The following is a 21427-nucleotide window of genomic DNA, read 5'->3' on the forward strand; positions in this document are numbered from 1 at the left end:
GGGCCCATTGCGCCCGGGTGGTGCGGGGGTGGGGGGGGCGGCCCCCGGGGGGGGGGCCCCGCCCCCCGCCCCGGGCCGCGCCGCCCAGCCCTGGTACGGGTTCGACGGCGCGGCCGTTCAAGCCGGTTCAGGACCGGCCGGGGCGGGGAGTGCTCACTCCCACTCGATGGTGCCCGGCGGCTTGCTGGTGCAGTCCAGCACGACGCGGTTGACGTCGCGGACCTCGTTGGTGATCCGGGTGGAGATGCGGGCCAGCACGTCGTACGGCAGGCGCGACCAGTCGGCCGTCATGGCGTCCTCCGAGGACACCGGGCGCAGCACGATCGGGTGGCCGTAGGTGCGGCCGTCGCCCTGGACGCCGACGCTGCGGACGTCCGCCAGCAGGACGACCGGGCACTGCCAGATCTCGCGGTCCAGGCCGGCCGCGGTCAGCTCCTCGCGGGCGATCGCGTCGGCCTCGCGCAGCAGGTCCAGGCGCTCCCTGGTGACCTCGCCGACGATCCGGATGCCCAGGCCCGGGCCCGGGAACGGCTGGCGCTGGACGATCTCCTCCGGCAGGCCCAGCTCCTGGCCGACCATCCGGACCTCGTCCTTGAACAGCTTGCGCAGCGGCTCGACCAGCGCGAACTGGAGGTCCTCGGGCAGGCCGCCGACGTTGTGGTGGGACTTGATGTTGGCGGTGCCGGTGCCGCCGCCGGACTCCACCACGTCCGGGTACAGGGTGCCCTGGACGAGGAAGTCGACCGACTCGCCGTGCTCGCCGGCCTCGGCGATGATCTCGGCCTGCGCCTGCTCGAAGACCCGGATGAACTCCCGGCCGATGATCTTGCGCTTCTCCTCCGGGTCGCTGACGCCCTTCAGCGCGTCGAGGAAGCGCTCCTGCGCGTCGACGACCTTCAGCTGCACGCCGGTGGCGGCCACGAAGTCCTTCTCGACCTGCTCGGTCTCGCCCTTGCGCATCAGGCCGTGGTCGACGTAGACGCAGGTCAGCCGGTCGCCGATGGCCTTGTTGACCAGGGCGGCGGCGACCGCCGAGTCCACGCCGCCGGACAGGCCGCAGATCGCGCGCTTGGTGCCGACCTGGGCGCGGATCGCCGCGACCTGCTCCTCGACCACGTTGCCGGTGGTCCAGGTCGGGGCGAGGCCGGCGCCGCGGTAGAGGAAGTGCTCCAGGACCTGCTGGCCGTGGTCGGAGTGCAGCACCTCGGGGTGGTACTGGACGCCGTAGAGGCGGGCCTCGTCGTTCTCGAAGGCCGCGACCGGCACCACGTCGGTGGAGGCGGTGACGGTGAAGCCCGCGGGGGCCGCGGAGCAGGCGTCGCCGTGCGACATCCACACCGAGTGCTCCGCCGGGACGCCCTCGAACAGGGTCGAGCCGGTGCGCGAGACGGTCAGCGGGGTGCGGCCGTACTCCCGGGCGCCGGTGTTGTCGACGGTGCCGCCGAGCGTCTTGGCCATCAGCTGGAAGCCGTAGCACATGCCGAAGACCGGCACGCCGGCCTCGAAGATCGCGCGGTCGAGCTGCGGGGCGCCGTCCTCGTAGACCGAGGAGGGACCGCCGGAGAGGATGATCGCCTTCGGGTTCTTGGCGAGCATCTCGGCGACCGGCATGCTGCTCGGCACGATCTCGCTGTAGACCCGGGCCTCACGCACCCGACGGGCGATGAGCTGGGCGTACTGGGCACCGAAGTCGACGACCAGGACGGTGTCGGTCTCGGGTGCGGACTGGACGGGAGTAGCAGAGGACACGGACGGCCTTCCGGCAGCGGTACGAAAGGTGTCGCGCGGCGCGCCCTACGGAGGGTGCACGGCGGGCGACGGGCGGGGGTCTGCCACCGAGTCTACCGGGCCGACCCGTTTCACTCGTCTGCCCGCCCCACCGGCCGTGACCGCCGCGGCCACCGGTTCGTTGCTCCGGGCGGACCGTACGATCCGCGCCGCGCCCGCCAGACGCGTCGCCCCCGCCCCGGCCAGGGCGCCCCCGTACGGCACTGCAGGACCACGCGTGGAGCTCACCCCCAGTCCACCGGCGCGCGTGGCGCCGTCGCGGAGAACCGGCCCCGGCCGGGGAGCGGCGCGCCGTGGGACCGCGCGCGGGTGCTGCGGCCGGCCAGCAGGGGACAGCGAACCCGGCCGCGACTGGACCAAGGAGGTGGGGCGGTCGGCCGCCGGGGACGCCCGGGGCCGGCCGCCGCACCCGCCGCGATCCCGGCGCACCCCGTCGGCCGTCCCCGCGCCGCTGCGCGCATCCCCGTGCGCTCCGGCCAGCGCCATTACGCACCGTGATCATCACTGCCGCCCCTCCGCCGACCTCCCCGGCGCCGGGCGCGGCGGGCCCCACCTCGGGCCGGCGGCCGGCCCGGCCGGAAACGGCCTGTACCGAATCATGCCGAATCGGTTGCAGAGCAAGCCCTTCGTCCAGGACGATGCTGCGTGGAAGAGGTTCTCCCGATGGCCGAAGGGCTACCCGCGGAGTACCGTCCCGGTGCCGCCGAGACCCCCGGTGGCAACGATGATCGCCTCACGCTCCGTGAGCGATGGTCCGATGCGGGCATTCCCGCCGGACCGCCGCCGCGGCACTGTGCGCCCGCGCGCGCCGGCCCACCCCCGCCGGAGCGGTGGCGCGACCACCGAGCCAACCCTCCCGACGGCGCTCCTCCCCCGGCGCCGTCACCCAGCACCGGCGCGGCCCTGACGCCGAGTGCTGAACGACAAAGGGCCCCGTTCCCCCGCGGGGCCCTTTGCCCTGTCCGGGGCGCTTCGGTCCCTAGGGGCGGCGGCTCCACACGCTGGGGTCCACCGGGCCCTCGTCCTCCGGCCGCCGCTCGGCGGGCCGCGGCCCGTCGCCCGAGCCGATCACCTCCGAGACCAGCCCACCGGCGGGGTACTCCCCCTCGGGCTGCGCCGGCACCGCCGCCGGCGGCGCCTCCGCCCGCCGGTCGCGGGCCGCCAGCAGCGGCGGAAGCGCCAGCGCGCCGACCGCCGCCCAGACGGCGTTGGCCACCAGCAGCGTCCACGGCACCAGCGAGAGCGCGCTCTCGAACCCGGTGTCCTGGCTCCGGCCGAGGACGCGGACGGTGGCCTTCGAGGAGCTCAGCATCCCGGCCACCGGCATCAGCAGGCTGAGCCCCGCGGTGTACACCGCCGCCAGCCGGAGCCGGTCCGCGGCGTCGAGCCGCCGCCGGTACGCCGTCCAGCCGAGCACCGCGGCGGCGACCAGGGCGAGCAGCCCGGACCAGCGCCAGTCGCCGTTCGCGCCGTGCAGGTCGAAGAAGGAGTAGTCGTCGACGTCCCGCGGCTCCCGGTACCAGTCCGAGTCGTCGGCGACCGGCACCTCGCTCCTGGTCCGGAAGGTCGCCCCGGAGCCCAGTCCGAGCAGCATCAGGCCGATGTTGGGCAGGAAGGTCCACGCACTGCCGGTCGGCCCGCCCCCCTCGCCGTCCTCGCCCAGGACCACGGCCACCACGAGGCCGACCGCCGACGCCAGGCCGACCGAGACCGCCAGCGCGCGGCCGGCCGCCAGCCCGGCGACCGCCCAGCCGCGCACCGCCCGGTTGCGCCAGGCCGCCCAGCGCAGCGCGTCCGTGCCGTACACGGCGAACGCGAGCAGCCCGGCGAGCAGCGCCGTCCAGCCGGCCGCCTCGATCCAGCCGGCCGAGGACTCGTAGGCGGCCCGGCCCAGCCCCCGGGCGTCCAGGTCGTCCAGGTCGACGGGGCCGCCCTCCTGCCAGCCGGCGCCGCAGACCAGGCCGATCAGCGCGGTCACCGCGACCGCGACCGCGGCGGTGCGCACGGCCTCGCCGGCCGCCTGCCGTCGGGTCTGCTGCTCGCCGGTGCGCTCCTGGGCGCGGCGCGCCCCGATCCGCAGGCCGAGCCAGAGCGCGAGCAGCCACAGCACGGTGACGGTCAGCGGCACCGCGCGGACCAGTACCTCGGTGCCGCTCGCGAGGTCGGACCGGTCGCCGGTGCCGACGTTCAGCCGGAACGGCGCGCCGAGGGCGCCGAGGACGATCGCCAGCGCGGTGCCGAAGCGCTTGCCGTAGGAGGGCGGGTCGAGGACGCCGGTGTAGGGGAAGAACTCCCCCGGGATCGCGACGACGAGCGCGGCCAGCAGCAGCACGGCGGTGGGCGCGACGACCGCGCGCAGCGCCGGGCGCCAGTCGGCGCCGGTCAGCAGGGCGAGCGCGGCGGGCCGGCCGGCGGCCGGGTCGTACGGCCGGCCCGCGCCCCAGGGCCCGCCGGGGGCCGGCGGCCCGGGCGGGACCGGTGGCGCCGGGGGCAGCACCGGCGGCGGCAGCTCGGCGGAGGGCGCGCCGGCGGGTGGGACGGAGGGCGGCACGGCAGGCGGCGCGGACGGCGGCGGTGGCGGCAGGACCGGCGGCGGCACCAGCGGCCTCCCGCAGGACGCGCAGCCGAGCGCCCCCTCCGCCGAAGCCGCGCCGCAGGATGCGCAGATGGACATGGACCGCGTCCCCCCGTCCGAACGAACGATCTCCTGGTCCCCCAGGGCGCCCCTTTCTCCCATCGGGTACGGACGGCTGTCAACCGGTCACGCGCCACCGGAAGGGCGCCGGGGCGTCTCCGGGGGCGTCCCGGGGCGCCCCCGGCCCGTGCGCCCGCCCGGCGGCCCTGCGGGTCAGGCCCGCTTCTTCGGCACCTCCGGCACCGCCAGCAGCGGCAGCCGCAGCGCTCCGAACGCGCCGTCCGGCACCGCCGGGGCGGCCGGCGGGACGGCGGCGACCCGGCGGTAGTCCTCGCCGGGCGCCGGACGGGCGTCCCGCTCGCCCTTGTTGGGCCACATCGACATGGCCCGCTCGGCCTGCGCCGTGATGGTCAGCGACGGGTTGACCCCGAGGTTGGCGGAGACCGCCGCACCGTCCACCACGCTGATCCCGGGGTACCCGTAGAGCCGGTGGTACGGGTCGACGACGCCGGTCAGCGGGGAGTCGCCGATCGGACAGCCGCCCAGGAAGTGCGCGGTCATCGGGATGTCGAAGATCTCGCCGACGCTGCCGCCGGGGAAGCCGTTGATCTCCTCGGCGAGCGCCCGGGCGCCGCGCTCGGCGGCCGGGATCCAGGTCGGGTTGGGCGCGCCGTGGCCCTGGCGGGAGGTCAGCGCGCCCTTGCCGAGGCCCTTCTCCTTCAGCGAGACGGTGATCGAGTTGTCCAGCGACTGCATCACCAGGCCGATGATCGTCTTCTCGGACCACCGGTGCTGGTTCATCGACCGGGCGAAGGTCACCGGGTGCTTGACCGAGTTGCCGAGGTAGCGCAGCCAGCGCGGGACCCGCCCGCCGCCGGCCACCTGGGCGATCGACAGCGCGCCCATCGCGTTGGAGCCCCTGCCGTAGCGGACCGGCTCGATGTGGGTGTTCTCGTCCGGGTGGATCGAGGAGGTGATCGCCACGCCCTTGGTGAAGTCCGCGCGGGCGCCGTACCGCCGGTCGGTGGTCTGCGCCCCCACCAGCGCCTCGGAGTTGGTCCGGGTCAGCTCGCCGAGCCGGGCGGAGATCCGGGGCAGGTGGCCGGCCGCGCGCATCCGGTGCAGCAGGGACTGGGTGCCGTAGGTGCCCGCCGCGACCACCACCCGCGCCGCGGTGATCGTCCGCGCCCCGGCCTTGACCGGATCCGTGGTGGAGCGGCCGTCGGTGCGCCGGACGTCCACCGCGAAGCCCCCGCCCCACTCGCGGATCCGGGCCACCGTGGTCAGCGGGTGGATCTCGGCGCCGCCCCGCTCGGCCAGGTACAGGTAGTTCTCGGTCAGCGTGTTCTTGGCGCCGTGCCGGCAGCCGGTCATGCACTCGCCGCACTCGACGCAGGCCCGGCGGGCCGGGCCGGCGCCGCCGAAGTACGGGTCGGCCACCTCGGCGCCCGGGGCCGCCTTCGCCGTGCCGTCGCCGTCCTCGCCGTCGCCGAAGAAGACCCCGACCGGCGCCATGTGGAAGGTGTCGCCGACGCCCATCCGCTCGGCGGCCGCCCGCAGGTGGACGTCGGACGGGGTGACGGTCGGGTTGAGCCGCACCCCGAGCATCCGCCGGGCCTGGTCGTAGAAGGGCGCCAGCTCCTCCTGCCAGTCCGTGATGTGGCGCCACTGGCGGTCCTCGAAGAACGCCTTCGGCGGCACGTAGAGGGTGTTGGCGTAGTTCAGCGAGCCGCCGCCGACCCCGGCGCCGGCCAGGATCAGCACATTGGCCAGCAGGTGGATCCGCTGGATGCCGTAGAGGCCGAGCTTCGGCGCCCACAGGTAGTTGGCCACGTCCCAGGAGTTCCGGGGCAGTTCGTCTCGGTCGAAGCGGCGCCCGGCCTCCAGGACGGCGACCCGGTACCCCTTCTCGGTCAGCCGCAGCGCCGAGACCGACCCGCCGAAACCGGAGCCGACCACGACCACGTCGTAGTCGAACTCCCGGTCCTCAGCCGAACCCACCATCTGCCACTGCTCCTTCGGAAGTCGTCCACGAAACGGGGGTGTCGGCCGACGCCGCGGCTAGCGGACGCGCAGCGCCTTCAGCATCCGCAGCCCGGCGGTCATCATCGCCGCGTACTGCCGGTCGTCCTGGCCGGGCGCCGGGGCGAGCGGCAGCAGCCGCTGGCTGGCGATCGTCTGCGCCTCGGTGAACCGCAGGATGCCCTCCGCGCCGTGCCGCCGGCCGAGCCCGGAGTCGCCCATGCCGCCCATCGGCGAGCCGGCCGAGCCGTACGCCGCGCCGTAGGCCTCGTTGACGTTGACCGTGCCGGTGCGCAGCCGGGCCGCGACCGCCCGGCCGCGCCGGACGTCCCTGGTCCAGACGCTGGAGTTGAGGCCGTACGGGGTGGCGTTGGCGGCGGCCACCGCCTCCTCCTCGGTGTCGAAGCGGTAGACGGAGACCACCGGGCCGAAGGTCTCCTCGCCGCACACCGCCATGTCCGGGGTGACGCCGTCCAGGATGGTCGGCTCGTAGAAGAACGGGCCGAGGTCCGGCCGGGCCTTCCCGCCGGCCACCACGGTGGCCCCGGCCTCCACCGCCTCCGCGACGTGCCGGGTGGTGGTCTCCAGCTGCCGCCCGGAGACCAGCGAGCCCATGTCGGCCCCGTACGCCAGGCCGCCGCCGAGCCGCAGCGCCCGGGTGCGGGCGGCGAACCCGGCCAGGAACTCGTCGGCCACCGAACGGTGCACCAGCAGCCGCTCGATCGAGATGCAGAGCTGTCCGGCCGAGGAGAAGCAGGCCCGGACGGCGCCCTCGGCGGCCCGGTCGAGGTCGGCGTCGGCGAGCACCAGCATGGCGTTCTTGCCGCCGAGCTCCAGCGAGGCGCCGACCAGCCGTTCGGCGGCGCGCCGGGCGACGTCGCGGCCGGTGCGGGTGGAGCCGGTGAACGAGACGTAGTCGCCGTGCTCGACCACGGCCGGGCCGATCACCGGGCCGTCGCCGATCACGACCTGCCACAGGTCGGCCGGCAGCCCGGCCTCGATCAGCAGCTCGCGGGCCCAGAGCGCGGTCAGCGCGGTCTGCGTGTCCGGCTTGTTGACCACCGCGTTGCCCGCCACGAAGGCCGGCAGGGCGTCGCCGACGGACAGCTCCAGCGGGTAGTTCCACGGCGAGATGTGGCCGATCACGCCCTTGGGGCGGCGGGCCTCGATCGCCTGGGTGAGCAGCGGCACCGCGCCGAGGTGCCGCTTGTCGCGCAGGTAGGCCGGGGCGGAGCGGCCGTAGTGGCGGGCGGCGATGGCGACGGCGAGGACCTCCTCGAAGGCGTGCAGCCGGGCCTTGCCGGTCTCCGCCTGGATGAGGTCGAGCACCTCGTCCTGCCGCTTGATCAGCAGGTCGTGGAAGCGCAGCAGGACGGCGGCCCGGCGGCGGACCGACAGCGCGGCCCAGGCCGGCTGGGCGCGCCGGGCCAGCTCGAAGGCGACCTCGACGTCCGCCGGGGTGGACTGCGGCAGGCCGGCCAGCCGTTCGCCGGTCAGCGGGGCGACGGTGTCCACCACGCTGGGCTCGCCGGTGGCGGTGATCCCGGCGGCGAGGCGGGCGACCAGCGACGGCGGCACGGCCGAGGCGACGGTGCGGCCCCCGCCGGGCGCGGCGGGGTTGCGGCCCGGCGCGCCGGTGCCGGCGGGTTCGTGGGCCGTGGCAGCTGCTGTGAGGTCCGTCATAGGGCGCAGCCTAGGCGCTTCGCGCCCGATTCGGTACCCGTCGGTAACAACAAAACGGGCACCCGCCGCGGCCGTCGGTCAGCGGGTGGGGGTGAAGTAGTGCAGGACCGCGTTGAACCGCTGCTCGGCCTCGTTCCACTCGCTGCCCCGCTCCGGGCTGGACGAGTAGATCGCGTAGCTGGTGCCGTCCTTGTCGATGAACTCGGCCTCGATCGCCCGGCGGCGGCCGCCCTCCTTGGCCAGGTAGCTGAACTCCCAGACCGCGGCCTCGTGGCCGTTCACCGCGACGCTGGTCAGCTTGTGCTGCTTGTACTCCTTCAGCGACTTGGAGACGGTGCTCTCCATCTGCCGCATGTGCTCCAGCGGCCGGACCGACTGGCCGACGGTGACCGCGAACTGCAGGTAGTGCACCTTGTTGTCGGGGCTGTAGTAGATCTGGTTGTCGGACGTGCTGGTGCGCTGCCAGGCCGGGGTGCCCTCGGGCAGCGGGAAGCGGAAGCCCGCCGGGTCGTCCACCCAGCGGTAGCCGGCGGGCGGCGCGGGCGTGCCGTCGGCCTCGGCCGGCAGGGACTCGGCCGCGGTCGGCCCGGCCCCGCCCGGTCCGCCGTCGCGGTCCGCCAGGTAGAGCGCTCCGGCGGCGCCCCCGGCGAGCAGGACCGCCAGCACGACCGCCACGACCAGCGGCACGCGTCGGCGCCCGGCCGAACGGCGCACCGGCACATCGGCGTACGCCCCCGGCGCGACCGGTCCGGTGGGCGCCCCCTCGCGGACCTCCCAGGTCGGCCCGTCCCCGACGGCCGGCACCGCCGGCGGCTCCTCGGCCACCGCCGCGGCCGCCACCGAACGCGGCACGGTGACCGCCTCCGGAGCCGCCGCCGGCCGCCCGTCCGCCGGGCCCGGCTGCTCCGGCTCCGCCGCCTCGCCCGGCTCGCCCGACCGGTCCACCACCGGCACCGACTGGGTCGGCATCCGCACCGGAGCGACCGGCTTGAACCCCATGGTGTGCCCGGCCTGCACCTCGGCCAGCATCCGGGACGCCTCGTCCGCGGTCGGCCGGTCCGCCGGGTCCTTGGCCATCAGCGCGGCCAGCACCGGCCCCAGCGGCCCCGCCCGGCGCGGCTCCGGCAGCGGATCGCCGACCACCGCGGCCAGCGTGGTCAGCGGCGAGGTGCGGCGGAACGGCGAGTCGCCCTCCACCGCCGCGTACAGCGTCGCCCCGAGCCCCCAGAGGTCGGAGGCCGGGCCCGGGCGCTCGCCCTGCGCCCGCTCCGGCGCCAGGTAGTCCGGCGACCCGACCAGGTCACCCGGCCGGGTCAGTTCGGCCGAGCCCTCGTACGTCGCGATCCCGAAGTCCAGCAGCACCGCCCGCCCGGTCCCGTGCTCCAGCAGCACGTTGGCCGGCTTCACGTCCCGGTGCAGCACGCCCAGTTGGTGGCCCCGGTGCAGCGCCGCCAGCACCTGGCCGCCCACCTCGGCGGCGGCACGCGGCGGCAGCGTGCCGTCCTGGCTGATCACGTCGGCCAGCGAGCGGCCGTCGACCAGCTCCATGACGATCCACGGCCGGCCGTCCTGCTCCAGCACGTCGTGCACCGTGATCACACCGGGGTGCTTGATCCGGGCGGCCGCGGCGGCCTCCCGCTTCATCCGGGCGTGCAGGATCTGGAGCTCCTCCTCGGGGAGGTGGTTGACGGTCAGCTCCTTGACCGCGACCTCGCGGTCCAGCATCCGGTCCCGGGCCCGCCACACCGTGCCCATCCCGCCGCGGCCCAGCCGCTCACCCAGCTCGTAGCGCCCGGCCAGCAGCCGCTCCGCCTCGGCCGACTCCGGCCGGTCCTGCGCGCCCATCCGCGACCGCTCCCCCTCATCCACCCGCCGTCACCGCGACGGAGGGCCCGGGACCACTCGGTGCGGACCACTGAATCGAACTCGTCCCACGGACACATTAGGCGCCCCGGCCGCCCCCCGGTAATCTCCCCTACCCGCCACGGTGGCGACCAGGGTCCCACCGGCCCCGTCAGCCTGCGAACAGCACGACGGCCACCACACCGAGGACCAGCAGCAGGAACACCCCGCCGACCAGGAACGGCCCCAGCAGCGCCGGCGGGATCCGCGGCGGCCGGGCCGGGCCGGACGCCTCCGCCCGCGCCCCTCCGGTCTCCGCCGCACCGCCGCGACGGGCCGCGCCGCGCCGCGCGGCCGGACGGCGCGGCTCCGGCACCGGAGGCGGCACCGCCCGCTCCCCGGCCGTCGGCTCCGGCGCGCCCGCCAGCAGCTCCGCCAGCTCCAGCCGGATCTCCGCCGCCGTCGGGCGCCGCGCCGGATCGGGCTGCACCAGCCGCTCCACCATCGGCCCCAGCGGCCCGCACGCCTCCGACGGGACCCGCCGCCCCTCCCGCACCGCCGTCACCAGCTCCGGCACCCCGCTCTCCGGGTACGGCGCGCGACCGGTCGCCATCCGGTGCAGCAGCACCCCGAGCGCCCAGCAGTCACCCGCCGGGCCGCCGTCCAGCGGCCAGCGCTCGGCCACCGGCCCGACCAGCTCGGCCCGGACCTCGTAGCGGCGCCTGCCGCCCGGGCCGCCCAGCTCCTCGGCCAGCACCTCCTCGGCCGCCCCCGGCAGCAGCCCGCCCAGCAGCGCCGCGCCGTCCTCGCAGACCAGCACCGAATCGGCGGTCAGGTTCCCGTGCGCCAGGCCCTCGTCGTGCAGCGTCCGCAGCGCCGCGGCGAGGTCGGCCGCCACCTCCGCCGCCCGGTACGGCGCCAGCGGGCCCTCCGCGAGCACCTCGGCCAGCGGCCGCCCGGCCGGGCCCTCCTCGACGGTCCAGAGCAGGTCGCCCTCGACGAACGCCCCGGCCCCCTGCAGCAGTCGCGGATGCCGCGGCGCCGCGGCACCGACCTCCGCCACCCGGCGCACCAGCCGATCCCCGTGCACCGGCCCGGCGCCGTCCGGCTCCTGACCCCCGGTCAGCCGCGCCGGAAGCTCCCACGCACGCAGCCGCACGAGGTCGCCGCTCCGCTCGTCCACGGCGAACGCGCTCAGCGCCCCCGGACGGTCGATCAGCCGGTAACGCCCCGCCAGCACCTGCCCCGGGCCCGCTCGCATGCGTGTTCCTCTCCGCTCACCGCCAAGCCTAGGCCCTGGCCGGCCGCGGAAGGCACCGCGCGGCGGCGGATTACCCTCGCTCCATGGACTGGACCGATCTGATCGACGCGGCCTTCGACGTGGCCGGCAACAGCAACAAGGACAACCGGGACGCCGCCCTGCGCTCCGTCGAGGCGAACGTCGCCCCCGACGAACGCCCGGTCGCCTCCACGGCCGGACGCCACCCCGACCACTTCCGCAAGGGAGTCCTGGTCCTGACCACCCACCGGCTGCTCTTCCTGAAGGACGGCAAGCCCCCGGTCCCGGTTCCGCTGGAGGCGGTCACCGACGCGACCGTCACCCGGACCCGGATCAACGGCGAGGTGCTGCTGGTGGTCGCGCTGACCGGCTCGCACCGCTTCGAGGACGTGGTCAAGGCGGAGGTCTTCGCCGAACAGCTCCGCGCCACGGCCCGACTGGCCCGCGAGGCCTCCCGGAAGGCGCCGGCCGGCCCGGCCCCCGCCGGCCCCGCACCCGCCGCCTCCGGCGCCGAGCTGCTGGACCAGCTGGAACGGCTGGCCGCCCTGCACACCGCCGGCGCCCTCACCGACGAGGAGTTCACCCGGGCGAAGCAGCGCCTGATCGGCTGACGACCTTCCGGAGCATGCTCAGGGCGCGGGCTGGAAGGTGTCGAACGCGGTCTGCCGGGCCTGGGCGTTCTGCGGCGCGGCCCAGTCCGCGTCCGGCGTGGTCCAGTAGATCGCGTAGCCGTACTTGGCCGGGGAGCCGGTGACGAAGCCCCGGTTCAGCGAGTGCGAGCGCGAGCTGCCGCTGATCCACTCCCAGTCGGCGGCGTTGGTCCACTCGCGGTAGGCGACGGACTGCAGCTGCACCCGCTGGTAGTTGGTCACCTGGCCGCGCAGGCCCGGCTCGGCGTCCTGCCAGTCGGCGAGCGCGCTGGGCCCCGGCGTGGTCGTCCACTCGATCCGCAGGGTGCTGCCGTTGCCCTTGAAGGTGCGGCGGATCGACTCCGAGCCCGACGGCTGCAGCCAGTCGGGCAGCACGATCGAGAAGCCGGTCGGGTCCTTGTACTCGTGGTACCCGGCCGGCACGACGGCCCCGGTGGCCGTCGGGGTCGGCGCGGGCGTTGGCGTGGGCGTGGGCGTGGCGCTGGGCACGGGCGCGGGCTCCGCCGCCGTGCTCTCCGCCGGGGCGGCGCCCTCCGGGGTGGGCGCCGGCGCCGCCGCGTCACCCGGCGTGACGTCCGCCGCCGCGGTGCCGCGCGCGCCCTCCGCCGAGCCGTCTCCGGAGTCGCCGAGCGCCTGGACCAGCGCGACCACGCCCGCGATCAGCAGCAGCACCACCACGACCGTCGCCACGGCGAGGCGCCGCCGGCCGGTGCGCGGGTCCGCACCGGCCGCCTGGGTCGCGCCCAGCGTCCACTCACTGGTCACCGGCCTGGCCGCCTCGGTCTCCGGGCCCGCCGTCCCCGACGGCTCCGCGGGTCCCGCCGGCCCGGACGGCCCGGACGGCTCCGCCTGCTCCTTCGGCCCCGCGGGCGCCACCGGCACCGCCGAGGGCTTCCCGCTCCCGGCCTCCCCGGCCCGGCTGCCCACCCGGACGGTCCCGAGCAGCCCGCCGACCAGGGGCTTCCGCCCGCCCTCCGCGACCGGCACCGCCTGCTCGGTGGTCGACTCGGCCCGCGCGGTCGCCTCCGCGACCACCCGCTTGAGCATCGACCGGGTCTGCGAGGCGGTCAGCCGCTCCGCCGGGTCCTTGGCCAGCAGTCCCTCGATCACCGGAAGCAGCGGCCCGGCGTTCGCCGGAGCGGTCAGCTCCTCCGTCATCACCGCCGTCAGGGTGGCCAGCGCCGAGCCCCGGTCGTACGGCGGACGGCCCTCGACCATCGCGTACAGGGTGCCGCCCAGCGACCACAGGTCGGCCGGCGGTCCGGGCTTCTGCCCCTGGGCCCGCTCCGGGGAGATGTAGGAGGGCGCGCCGACCAGCATGCCGGTGGAGGTCACCGAGGTGTCGCCCTCCACGCTGGCGATGCCGAAGTCGGTGAGCACCACCCGGCCGTCCTCGCCGATCAGCACGTTGGACGGCTTGACGTCCCGGTGCAGGATGCCGAGCGCGTGCGCGGCGCTCAGCACGCCGAGCACGTCCAGCGCGATCTCCGCCGCCCGGGCCGGCGCCAGCGGCCCGTCCTCCCGGACCACGTCGGCCAGCGAGCGCGACTCGACCAGCTCCATGACGATCCACGGCCGGTCGTCCTCCTCGACCACGTCGAAGACGGTGACCGCCGAGTTGTGCCGGATCCGCGCGGTCGCCTTGGCCTCGCGGAGGGTCCGGACGATCAGCCGGTGCTTCTCGTCCTCCTCCACGCTGGCGTTCATCCGCAGTTCCTTGACCGCGACCGTCCGGCCCAGCATCTCGTCCTCGGCGCGCCAGACGGTACCCATGCCGCCGCGCCCGAGCACCACGTTCAGCCGGTAGCGGCCGGCCAGGAGGCGGCCGGTGGAACCCTGCGCCTGGGTCATTCGGAACGTTCCCCCATGTGCTGCTGGCGGTCGTGATGACGGCGTGTCGGACCGGCGTCGGGCCCGAACGCCCAAGCCTCCATCATCCCCTGTCACGCGCGTCCCCGACCACCCGGCCCCCGGCCACCCTGGCACGCCCCCCGGTCCGGGGCGGCGGTCCGTGCCCGATCTGTGATCGAAAACTCTGTCGACCCCGCTCCGGCCCCTGCTACCGTTCGGCAGCTCACCGTCTTTCCGGGGGGAACACGACGTTCATGACCGCATCCTCGTCGGGCGCTGACGGCCAGTCGGGCCGACCGCCCACGGCCCCGCACTTCTCGGTCGCACCGGAGCCGGAGACCCCCGAGGGGTACGCGGCCCCCGGCATGCCCGGCGCCCCGGTGGCCGGTTACCGCCCCGCCGACCCGGCCGCCCCCGCCGCCGCCCCCGACCGGGCGGCCGACGGCACCGGCGGCGCCGACGGCGCCCCGCGGCGCCGTCGCCCCCGGTACCGGACAGGCCCGGCCGTGGCGCTGGCCGTGCTCGCGATGCTGGGCGGCGCCGCGGCGTTCGGCTGCGCGCCGACCCGTGCGGAGGACACCGTCGGCTGGTTGGCCATCGCCCCGGCGGCGGCGGTCGCCTGGCCGCTGGGACGGCTCGGCGGCCCGAGCCGGCTGCTGCCGCCGCTGGGCGCCCTGCTGGCGTCCGGCGCGCTGTTCCTCGGCCAGGTGCTCGCCCGGACCCGCCGGCTGCACGAGCTGGCCGGCACCGGGTACGGCGAGCTGCTGCACGACGCCCTCCCGCTCTGGCGCGACGGCCGCCGCCCGCTGGACCTGGTCTTCTACGGCATCGCCGTGATCGGCGGCTACCTGCTGACCCGCCGCGCCGCCACCCGCCAGTAGCCGCCCGCCGGTGGCCGCACCGCCGGTGGCCGCACGCTCCCGCCGGACACGGCACGGGCCCCCGTCGCGCGGTGCGACGGGGGCCCGGGAGGAACCGGCTCAGCGGTGGTTGAGCGCCGGGTTGACGGTCACCTCGACCCGCTGGAACTCCTTGAGCTCGGTGTACCCGGTGGTCGCCATCGCCCGGCGCAGCGCGCCGAACAGGTTCATGGTGCCGTCCGGGGTGTGCGACGGGCCGGTGAGGATCTCCTCGGTGCTGCCGACGGTGCCGAGGTCGACCCGCTTGCCGCGCGGCAGCTCCTCGTGGACGGCCTCCATGCCCCAGTGGTAGCCGCGGCCGGGCGCGTCGGTGGCCCGGGCCAGCGCGGCACCGATCATCACCGCGTCGGCGCCGCAGGCGACCGCCTTCGGGATGTCGCCGCTGTAGCCGACGCCGCCGTCCGCGATGACGTGCACGTAGCGGCCGCCGGACTCGTCCATGTAGTCGCGGCGGGCGGCGGCCACGTCGGCGACGGCGGTGGCCATCGGCACCTGGATGCCGAGCACGTTGCGGGTGGTGTGCGCGGCGCCGCCGCCGAAGCCGACCAGCACGCCGGCCGCGCCGGTGCGCATCAGGTGCAGCGCGGCGGTGTAGGTGGCGCAGCCGCCGACGATGACCGGGACGTCCAGCTCGTAGATGAACTGCTTCAGGTTCAGCGGCTCGGCGGCGCCGGAGACGTGCTCGGCCGAGACGGTGGTGCCGCGGATGACGAAGACGTCGACCCCGGCGTCCACGACGGCCTTGGAGAACTCGGCGGTGCGCTGCGGCGAGAGCGCGGCGGCGGTGACCACGCCGGAGTCGCGGACCTCCTGGATCCGCTGCTTGATCAGCTCGGCCTTGATCGGCTCGGCGTAGATCTCCTGCAGGCGGCGGGTCGCGGCGGACTCGTCGGTGATCGAGGCGATCTCGTCGAGCAGCGGCTGCGGGTCCTCGTAACGGGTCCAGAGGCCTTCCAGGTTCAGCACGCCCAGGCCGCCGAGCCGGCCGATGGCGATGGCCTGCTGCGGCGAGACCACGCTGTCCATGGGAGCGGCCAGGAACGGCAGCTCGAAGCGGTAGGCGTCGATCTGCCAGGCGATCGAGACCTCCTTCGGGTCACGCGTACGGCGGCTGGGGACGACGGCGATGTCGTCGAAGGAGTACGCCCGGCGGCCGCGCTTGCCTCGCCCGATCTCGATCTCAGTCACTTCGAGCCCTTCTGGTGGTATTGCTCATGCCCGCCGGGTCACCCCGGCCGCCCCCCAGTATCCCGCACCCGTCCGCCCCCGCACGGCCCCGCCCGGCCCCCGGTCCCCCGGTGGGCGGTCCCCGGACAGCCCGCAGGGCCCGCCACCGAGGGGTGGCGGGCCCTGCGGCCGAGCGACCGGATCAGCGGCGGGCGCTGTAGTTCGGCGCCTCGACGGTCATCTGGATGTCGTGCGGGTGGCTCTCCTTGAGGCCCGCCGAGGTGATCCGGACGAACCGGCCCTTGCTCTCCATCTCGGCGACGTTGGCGGCGCCGACGTAGCCCATGGTCTGGCGCAGGCCGCCGACCAGCTGGTGCAGCACCGCGGAGAGCGGGCCGCGGTAGGGCACCTGGCCCTCGATGCCCTCGGGGACCAGCTTGTCGTCCGAGGCGACCTCGGCCTGGAAGTAGCGGTCCTTGGAGTAGGAGCGGCCCTGGCCGCGGGACTGCATGGCGCCCAGCGAGCCCATGCCGCGGTAGGACTTGTACTGCTTGCCGTTGATGAACAGCAGCTCGCCCGGGGACTCCTCGCAGCCGGCCAGCAGCGAGCCCAGCATCACGGTGTCGGCACCGGCGGCGAGCGCCTTGCCGATGTCGCCGGAGTACTGCAGGCCGCCGTCGCCGATGACCGGCACGCCGGCCGCCTGGCAGGCCAGCGCGGCCTCGTAGATCGCGGTGACCTGCGGGACGCCGATGCCGGCGACCACGCGGGTGGTGCAGATCGAGCCCGGGCCGACGCCGACCTTGACGCCGTCCACGCCGGCGTCGATCAGCGCCTGGGCGCCGTCGCGGGTGGCGACGTTGCCGCCGACCACGTCGACCTTGACCGCCGACTTGATCTTCTCGATCCAGGCCAGCGCGTTGTGGCTGTGGCCGTGCGAGGTGTCGACGACCAGGAAGTCCACGCCCGCCTCGACCAGGGCCTGGGCGCGGTCGAAGGCCTCCGCGCTGGCGCCGACGGCGGCGCCGACCAGCAGCCGGCCCTCGGAGTCCTTGGCGGCGTTCGGGTACTGCTCGGCCTTGACGAAGTCCTTGACGGTGATGAGGCCCTTGATCCGGCCGTCGTCGTCGACCAGCGGCAGCTTCTCGATCTTGTGGCGGCGGAGCAGCGCCATCGCGTCGACGCCGGAGATGCCGACCCTGCCGGTGATCAGCGGCATCGGGGTCATGATCTCGCGGACCTGGCGGGTGCGGTCCGTCTCGAAGGCCATGTCGCGGTTGGTGACGATGCCGAGCAGCTTGCCGGACTCGTCGGCGATCGGCACGCCGGAGATCCGGAACTTGGCACAGAGCGCGTCGGCCTCGGCGAGCGTGGTCTCCGGGCCGACCGTGATCGGGTCGGTGACCATGCCGGACTCGGAGCGCTTCACCAGGTCGACCTGGTTGGCCTGGTCCTCGACCGACAGGTTGCGGTGCAGGACGCCGACGCCGCCCTGGCGGGCCATCGCGATCGCCATCCGCGACTCGGTGACCTTGTCCATCGCCGCGGAGAGCAGCGGGATGTTGACGCGCACGTTGCGCGAGACCCGCGAGGAGGTGTCGACCTGGTTCGGCAGCACCTCGGACGCCCCCGGCAGCAGCAGGACGTCGTCGTACGTGAGTCCGAGCATCGCGAACTTCTCGGGTACGCCTGCGGCGTTGTAAGACATTTCGGGGGTACCTTCCGTGGCCGGCTCGATCAGCTCGCGCCCTGAGGGTGGGGGCGCTGTCATCAGCTCACTCGCTCGGACCGCCGAAAGCGCGGTGGCTTTTGGAGGATCCTCCAGGAGGAACCCGCGCACACCGTCGAAACTTTGGCGACCCGCCCAGGCGCCGATACCCCATGGTACTGGCACCGCGAATGCGCTCTCGTGTGCCCTTGACAACACAGCCGGGCCATGGGCCATTCCGGCCGGTCGAAAAGCCCCCCCGGCACCGGGAGGACGGCTAGGAGGACTCCTCCGCGAGCGCCCGGAGCCGGCTCAGCGCGCGGTGCTGGGCGACCCGGACGGCCCCCGGGGACATCCCGAGCACCTCGCCGGTCTCCTCCGCCGAGAGCCCGGCGGCCACCCGCAGCAGCACCAGCTCGCGCTGCCGGGCCGGCAGGTTGGAGAGCAGCTCCTTCGCCCAGGCCGCGTCGCTGCTCAGCAGCGCCCGCTCCTCCGGGCCGAGCGCGTCGTCCGGCACCTCCGGCAGGTCGTCCTGCGGGACCACCGTCGAACCGGGCCCGCGCATCGCGGCCCGCTGCAGATCGGCGATCTTGTGCGCGGCGATCCCGTAGACGAAGGCCTCGAACGGGCGCCCCTGGTCCCGGTAGCGGGGCAGCGCGCAGAGCACCGCCACGCAGACCTCCTGGGCGATGTCGTCCACGTGGTGCCGGGCACCGCCGGGCAGCCGGACCAGCCGGCCGCGGCAGTACCGCAGCGCCAGCGGGTGGACGTGGGCGAGCAGGGCGTCGATCGCCGGGCCCTCGCCCCGGACGGCGGCCGCCACGAGCTCGGCGAGCGCGCCGGGTCCGTCGGCCGGTTCCGCGTACGCCGGGCCGGGCCCGGGCGCGGAGGGCTCGGCCTCCACCGGGTCGGCCTCACCGGGAGCCCCGGTCACGTCGTCACGCATCGGTCCATGGTGCCTGGTCGCGCGGGAAAACGCGGCACCGCGTCCGGAGTTGTGCACCGGAACGTTATGCGGTGCCGCACCGGCCCGCACCACCGGCCCCTCCTGCACCGTCCCGCCTCCCGCCCCGCCGCCCCGGGTCGCCCCGGCCGCGGCGCCGTCCGCCGAGTCTCCTGCGGCTGCGTGGTTCGCCGCAGTTCCTGTCCGCTGGTCCCCGAGGTGCTCCACCCCTCCATGGTGCAACCTCGGGACCGTAACGTCACACGCCCCCGCGCGGACAATCGCGCGGAGCGTGCCGGAACCGGCGGTGCCGGCGGCGGTCAGCGGACCAGACCCCAGCGGAAGCCCAGCGCCACCGCGTGCGCGCGGTCCGAGGCGCCGAGCTTCTTGAACAGCCGTCGGGCGTGCGTCTTGACGGTGTCCTCGGAGAGGAACAGCTCACGGCCGATCTCGGCGTTGCTGCGGCCGTGGCTCATGCCTTCGAGCACCTGGATCTCACGCGCCGTCAAGGTCGGCGCCGCGCCCATGTCCGGGCTGCGCAGCCGGCGGGGGGCGAGCCGCCAGGTCGGGTCGGCGAGCGCCTGGGTGACGGTGGCCCGCAGTTCGGCGCGCGAGGCGTCCTTGTGCAGGTACCCCCGCGCACCCGCGGCGACCGCGAGGGCGACGCCGTCGAGGTCCTCGGCGACGGTGAGCATGATGATCCGGGCGCCCGGGTCGGCGGACAGCAGCCGCCTGACCGTCTCCACCCCGCCGAGGCCGGGCATCCGGACGTCCATCAGGACGAGATCGGAGCGGTCGGCCACCCAGCGGCGGAGGACCTCCTCCCCGTTCGTCGCGGTGGTGACCCGGTCGACACCGGGTACGGTCGCGACCGCGCGGCGAAGCGCCTCGCGGGCGAGCGGGGAATCGTCGCAAACGAGAACGGAAGTCATGACCGTCGTCCTCCGCAGCTGATCCGCGTCACGTTGAGCCTCCTGGCTGGTACGAACCTCTCCGACACGGCCGATCGGCGTCAGACTCCGTGCTGATCGCCTGAGATTCCCCGCGATCGTTCCCGACGTCCGGCGTCCGCTAACCGCCTCCGCACATCCAACGACCGTCACTCGAATGAGTTACGGCCTTCGGGGCCATCTCCACCACTGTACGTGGCCGACCCGTTACCGATCAGCCGCATCGCGGTGCACACGCCGCACTTTTGCGCAGCTCGCGCGCGGTCGGCGTACAACCCGCACACCCGCGCGACCCCGTGCGCGCCCGTCGGCCACCCGATTGCCACATTCGCGCCCGGCGATCACGGACCCGGCAGCCATGCCCACTTTGCCCGGTTTTAGAGCTTTTGTATGGTCATTGACTGTTGTGCCAGTCTGTGGGTGACTTGTCCATGGAGTTGCCGTAAGTCATATTTCCAGGTGTCCACACCGCGCCGGACGCCCCGCCGTGCCGCCGCCGACGCAACCCGCCGGCGACCGGCCCCGCGGTCGACGACCTCTGAAGGGAATGAGCCATGGCAGATTTCTCCCGACTCCCCGGCCCCAACGCGGACCTCTGGGACTGGCAGCTCTCCGCGGCCTGCCGCGGTGTGGACAGCTCGCTCTTCTTCCACCCCGAGGGCGAACGCGGCGCGGCCCGCAGCTCGCGCGAGGCGAGCGCCAAGGAGGTCTGCATGCGCTGCCCGGTGCGCACCGAGTGCGCCGCGCACGCGCTGGCGGTCCGCGAGCCGTACGGCGTCTGGGGCGGCCTGACGGAGGACGAGCGCGAGGAGATGATGGGCCGTTCGCGCAACCGCCTGGTGGAAGTCCCGCTCGCCGCGCCGAGCGCGGCCCAGCCCTAGGACCGCGGCTCCGTCCCGCCATGGAGAGAAACGTTTCTTCACCAGGTGAGGACGGCCCGGACCCCCGCCGGCCTCCGCGGGCCCGGCGCGCCGCCCGCTCAGCGCCCGGCCGCCGCCCCCGCCAGCCGCTCCAGTATCAGCGCCACCGCCGGCACCTCGGCGAGGTCCGGCAGGGTCAGCGCGACCACCTGGCGCACCGCCGGTGCCCCCGAGGCGGCGTGCACCGCCACCGGGGCCACCCCGTCGGGACGCACCGACTCCAGCGCCAGCCCGGGCAGCACCGCCACCCCGAGCCCGGCGGCCACCAGCCCGACCACCGCCGGGTAGTCGTCGGTCGCGAAGTCGATCCGCGGCTCGAAGCCGGCGCCCGCGCACAGCTCCACCAGATGGCCCCGGCACTGCGGGCAGCCGGCGATCCACTGCTCCGCCGCCAGTTCGGACAGCTCGACCGGCCCGCCGCGCCCGGCCAGCGGGTGCCCGGCGGGCAGCAGCCCGACCAGCGGGTCGTCCAGCAGCGGGGTGACCACCAGGTCGGACCAGTCGGCCCCGGCGCTCAGCTGCTGGGCCTCCAGATTGGCCTCGGCGCGCGCCTCCCGGGGCGTGGCGTGCCCGGGCGCGGGCGCCGGCGCGAGGGTGGATCCGGGGGCCTGCGGGTAGCGGAAGGCCAGCGCGACCTCGCACTCGCCGCCGCGCAGCATCGCCAGCGACTCCGGCGGCTCCGCCTCGACCAGCGACACGCGCACGCCCGGATGGCTGTCCCGCAGCCGGGCGACGGCCGGCGGCACCAGGGTAGAGCTGGCGGTCGGGAAGGACACCAGCCGGACCCGCCCGGCCCGCAGCCCGGCGATCGCCGCCACCTCCTCCTCCGCGGCGGAGAGCCCGGCGAGGATCCCGGTGGCGTGCTTGAGCAGGATGCGCCCGGCCTCGCTCAGCTGCATCCCGCGGCCCGAGCGGACCACCAGCGGGGTGTCCACGGACTTCTCCAGGGCCTTCATCTGCTGGCTGATGGCGGGCTGGGTGCAGCCCAGCTCGCGGGCCGCGGCGGAGAAGGAGCCGGTGCGGGCGACGGAACGCAGGACGCGCAGGTGGCGGGCCTCGATCATGCCAC

The 21427-nt window shown here is 75.3% G+C and carries 15 protein-coding genes; 3 read left to right on the top strand and 12 right to left on the bottom strand.

What is annotated here, in order from left to right; translation table 11 throughout:
• Positions 1 to 153 precede the first annotated feature (153 nt).
• The 6 genes from guaA to ACFVFS_RS34380 form a co-directional block, all read right to left on the bottom strand.
• Entirely contained in the window at positions 154 to 1749 is a 1596-nt protein-coding gene (gene guaA / locus ACFVFS_RS34355) for a glutamine-hydrolyzing GMP synthase (RefSeq protein ID WP_380628805.1), read from the bottom strand.
• A 1018-nt stretch (positions 1750 to 2767) separates the two neighbouring features.
• Positions 2768 to 4462 carry a hypothetical protein gene (locus ACFVFS_RS34360; RefSeq protein WP_380628806.1) on the bottom strand — a complete coding sequence of 565 codons (1695 nt, stop codon included), beginning with the start codon at positions 4460 to 4462 and terminating at the stop codon, positions 2768 to 2770.
• A 174-nt stretch (positions 4463 to 4636) separates the two neighbouring features.
• On the bottom strand, positions 4637 to 6427 hold the full coding sequence (locus ACFVFS_RS34365; protein ID WP_380628807.1) for a GMC oxidoreductase: 1791 nt from the start codon (positions 6425 to 6427) through the stop codon (positions 4637 to 4639).
• A 57-nt stretch (positions 6428 to 6484) separates the two neighbouring features.
• Positions 6485 to 8128 (bottom strand): succinic semialdehyde dehydrogenase, encoded by a 1644-nt coding sequence (locus ACFVFS_RS34370; protein WP_380628808.1) that lies wholly within the window; start codon positions 8126 to 8128, stop codon positions 6485 to 6487.
• Between the two features lie 78 nt (positions 8129 to 8206).
• Positions 8207 to 9973: a protein kinase gene (locus ACFVFS_RS34375; protein WP_380628809.1), complete on the bottom strand. Its 1767-nt coding sequence runs from the start codon at positions 9971 to 9973 to the stop codon at positions 8207 to 8209.
• 169 nt (positions 9974 to 10142) lie between these two features.
• Positions 10143 to 11231 (bottom strand): hypothetical protein, encoded by a 1089-nt coding sequence (locus ACFVFS_RS34380; protein ID WP_380628810.1) that lies wholly within the window; start codon positions 11229 to 11231, stop codon positions 10143 to 10145.
• Positions 11232 to 11314: 83 nt separating this feature from the next.
• Here ACFVFS_RS34380 and ACFVFS_RS34385 point away from each other — a divergent pair, with 83 nt between their 5' ends.
• On the top strand, positions 11315 to 11860 hold the full coding sequence (locus ACFVFS_RS34385) for an SHOCT domain-containing protein (protein ID WP_380628811.1): 546 nt from the start codon (positions 11315 to 11317) through the stop codon (positions 11858 to 11860).
• 18 nt (positions 11861 to 11878) lie between these two features.
• On the opposite strand, the gene ACFVFS_RS34390 is transcribed toward ACFVFS_RS34385, so the two are convergent.
• Positions 11879 to 13750 (bottom strand): protein kinase, encoded by a 1872-nt coding sequence (locus ACFVFS_RS34390; RefSeq protein WP_380628812.1) that lies wholly within the window; start codon positions 13748 to 13750, stop codon positions 11879 to 11881.
• 254 nt (positions 13751 to 14004) lie between these two features.
• On the opposite strand from ACFVFS_RS34390, the gene ACFVFS_RS34395 reads away from it, so the two are divergent.
• Entirely contained in the window at positions 14005 to 14631 is a 627-nt protein-coding gene (locus ACFVFS_RS34395) for a hypothetical protein (protein WP_380628813.1), read from the top strand.
• Positions 14632 to 14730: 99 nt separating this feature from the next.
• Here the strand turns inward: ACFVFS_RS34395 and ACFVFS_RS34400 are convergent, their stop codons facing one another.
• The 4 genes from ACFVFS_RS34400 to ACFVFS_RS34415 all read right to left on the bottom strand — a co-directional run bounded on the left by ACFVFS_RS34400 (position 14731) and on the right by ACFVFS_RS34415 (position 19420).
• On the bottom strand, positions 14731 to 15858 hold the full coding sequence (locus tag ACFVFS_RS34400) for a GuaB3 family IMP dehydrogenase-related protein (RefSeq protein ID WP_376086106.1): 1128 nt from the start codon (positions 15856 to 15858) through the stop codon (positions 14731 to 14733).
• Positions 15859 to 16039: 181 nt separating this feature from the next.
• Positions 16040 to 17545 carry an IMP dehydrogenase gene (gene guaB / locus ACFVFS_RS34405; RefSeq protein WP_380628814.1) on the bottom strand — a complete coding sequence of 502 codons (1506 nt, stop codon included), beginning with the start codon at positions 17543 to 17545 and terminating at the stop codon, positions 16040 to 16042.
• 277 nt (positions 17546 to 17822) lie between these two features.
• Positions 17823 to 18491, bottom strand: coding sequence for an RNA polymerase sigma factor ShbA (gene shbA, locus ACFVFS_RS34410; protein WP_380628815.1), 669 nt, complete (start codon positions 18489 to 18491; stop codon positions 17823 to 17825).
• Positions 18492 to 18808: 317 nt separating this feature from the next.
• Positions 18809 to 19420 (bottom strand): response regulator transcription factor, encoded by a 612-nt coding sequence (locus ACFVFS_RS34415; RefSeq protein WP_014136228.1) that lies wholly within the window; start codon positions 19418 to 19420, stop codon positions 18809 to 18811.
• A gap of 572 nt (positions 19421 to 19992) precedes the next feature.
• On the opposite strand from ACFVFS_RS34415, the gene ACFVFS_RS34420 reads away from it, so the two are divergent.
• On the top strand, positions 19993 to 20319 hold the full coding sequence (locus tag ACFVFS_RS34420; RefSeq protein WP_344333088.1) for a WhiB family transcriptional regulator: 327 nt from the start codon (positions 19993 to 19995) through the stop codon (positions 20317 to 20319).
• Between the two features lie 98 nt (positions 20320 to 20417).
• Here ACFVFS_RS34420 and ACFVFS_RS34425 read toward each other — a convergent pair whose 3' ends face one another.
• Entirely contained in the window at positions 20418 to 21422 is a 1005-nt protein-coding gene (locus tag ACFVFS_RS34425; protein WP_380628816.1) for a LysR family transcriptional regulator, read from the bottom strand.
• Positions 21423 to 21427: the final 5 nt, after the last annotated feature.

The sequence above is a fragment of the Kitasatospora sp. NPDC057692 genome (assembly GCF_042799475.1).
Classification (GTDB): domain Bacteria; phylum Actinomycetota; class Actinomycetes; order Streptomycetales; family Streptomycetaceae; genus Kitasatospora.

Coding starts and splice junctions, on each gene's coding strand:
- ACFVFS_RS34360 (WP_380628806.1), bottom strand. CDS start 4,462: ATGTCCATCTGCGCATCCTGCGGCGCGGCTTCGGCGGAGGGGGCGCTC.
- ACFVFS_RS34365 (WP_380628807.1), bottom strand. CDS start 6,427: ATGGTGGGTTCGGCTGAGGACCGGGAGTTCGACTACGACGTGGTCGTG.
- ACFVFS_RS34370 (WP_380628808.1), bottom strand. CDS start 8,128: ATGACGGACCTCACAGCAGCTGCCACGGCCCACGAACCCGCCGGCACC.
- ACFVFS_RS34375 (WP_380628809.1), bottom strand. CDS start 9,973: ATGGGCGCGCAGGACCGGCCGGAGTCGGCCGAGGCGGAGCGGCTGCTG.
- ACFVFS_RS34380 (WP_380628810.1), bottom strand. CDS start 11,231: ATGCGAGCGGGCCCGGGGCAGGTGCTGGCGGGGCGTTACCGGCTGATC.
- ACFVFS_RS34385 (WP_380628811.1), top strand. CDS start 11,315: ATGGACTGGACCGATCTGATCGACGCGGCCTTCGACGTGGCCGGCAAC.
- ACFVFS_RS34390 (WP_380628812.1), bottom strand. CDS start 13,750: ATGACCCAGGCGCAGGGTTCCACCGGCCGCCTCCTGGCCGGCCGCTAC.
- ACFVFS_RS34395 (WP_380628813.1), top strand. CDS start 14,005: ATGACCGCATCCTCGTCGGGCGCTGACGGCCAGTCGGGCCGACCGCCC.
- guaB (WP_380628814.1), bottom strand. CDS start 17,545: ATGTCTTACAACGCCGCAGGCGTACCCGAGAAGTTCGCGATGCTCGGA.
- shbA (WP_380628815.1), bottom strand. CDS start 18,491: ATGCGTGACGACGTGACCGGGGCTCCCGGTGAGGCCGACCCGGTGGAG.
- ACFVFS_RS34415 (WP_014136228.1), bottom strand. CDS start 19,420: ATGACTTCCGTTCTCGTTTGCGACGATTCCCCGCTCGCCCGCGAGGCG.
- ACFVFS_RS34420 (WP_344333088.1), top strand. CDS start 19,993: ATGGCAGATTTCTCCCGACTCCCCGGCCCCAACGCGGACCTCTGGGAC.
- ACFVFS_RS34425 (WP_380628816.1), bottom strand. CDS start 21,422: ATGATCGAGGCCCGCCACCTGCGCGTCCTGCGTTCCGTCGCCCGCACC.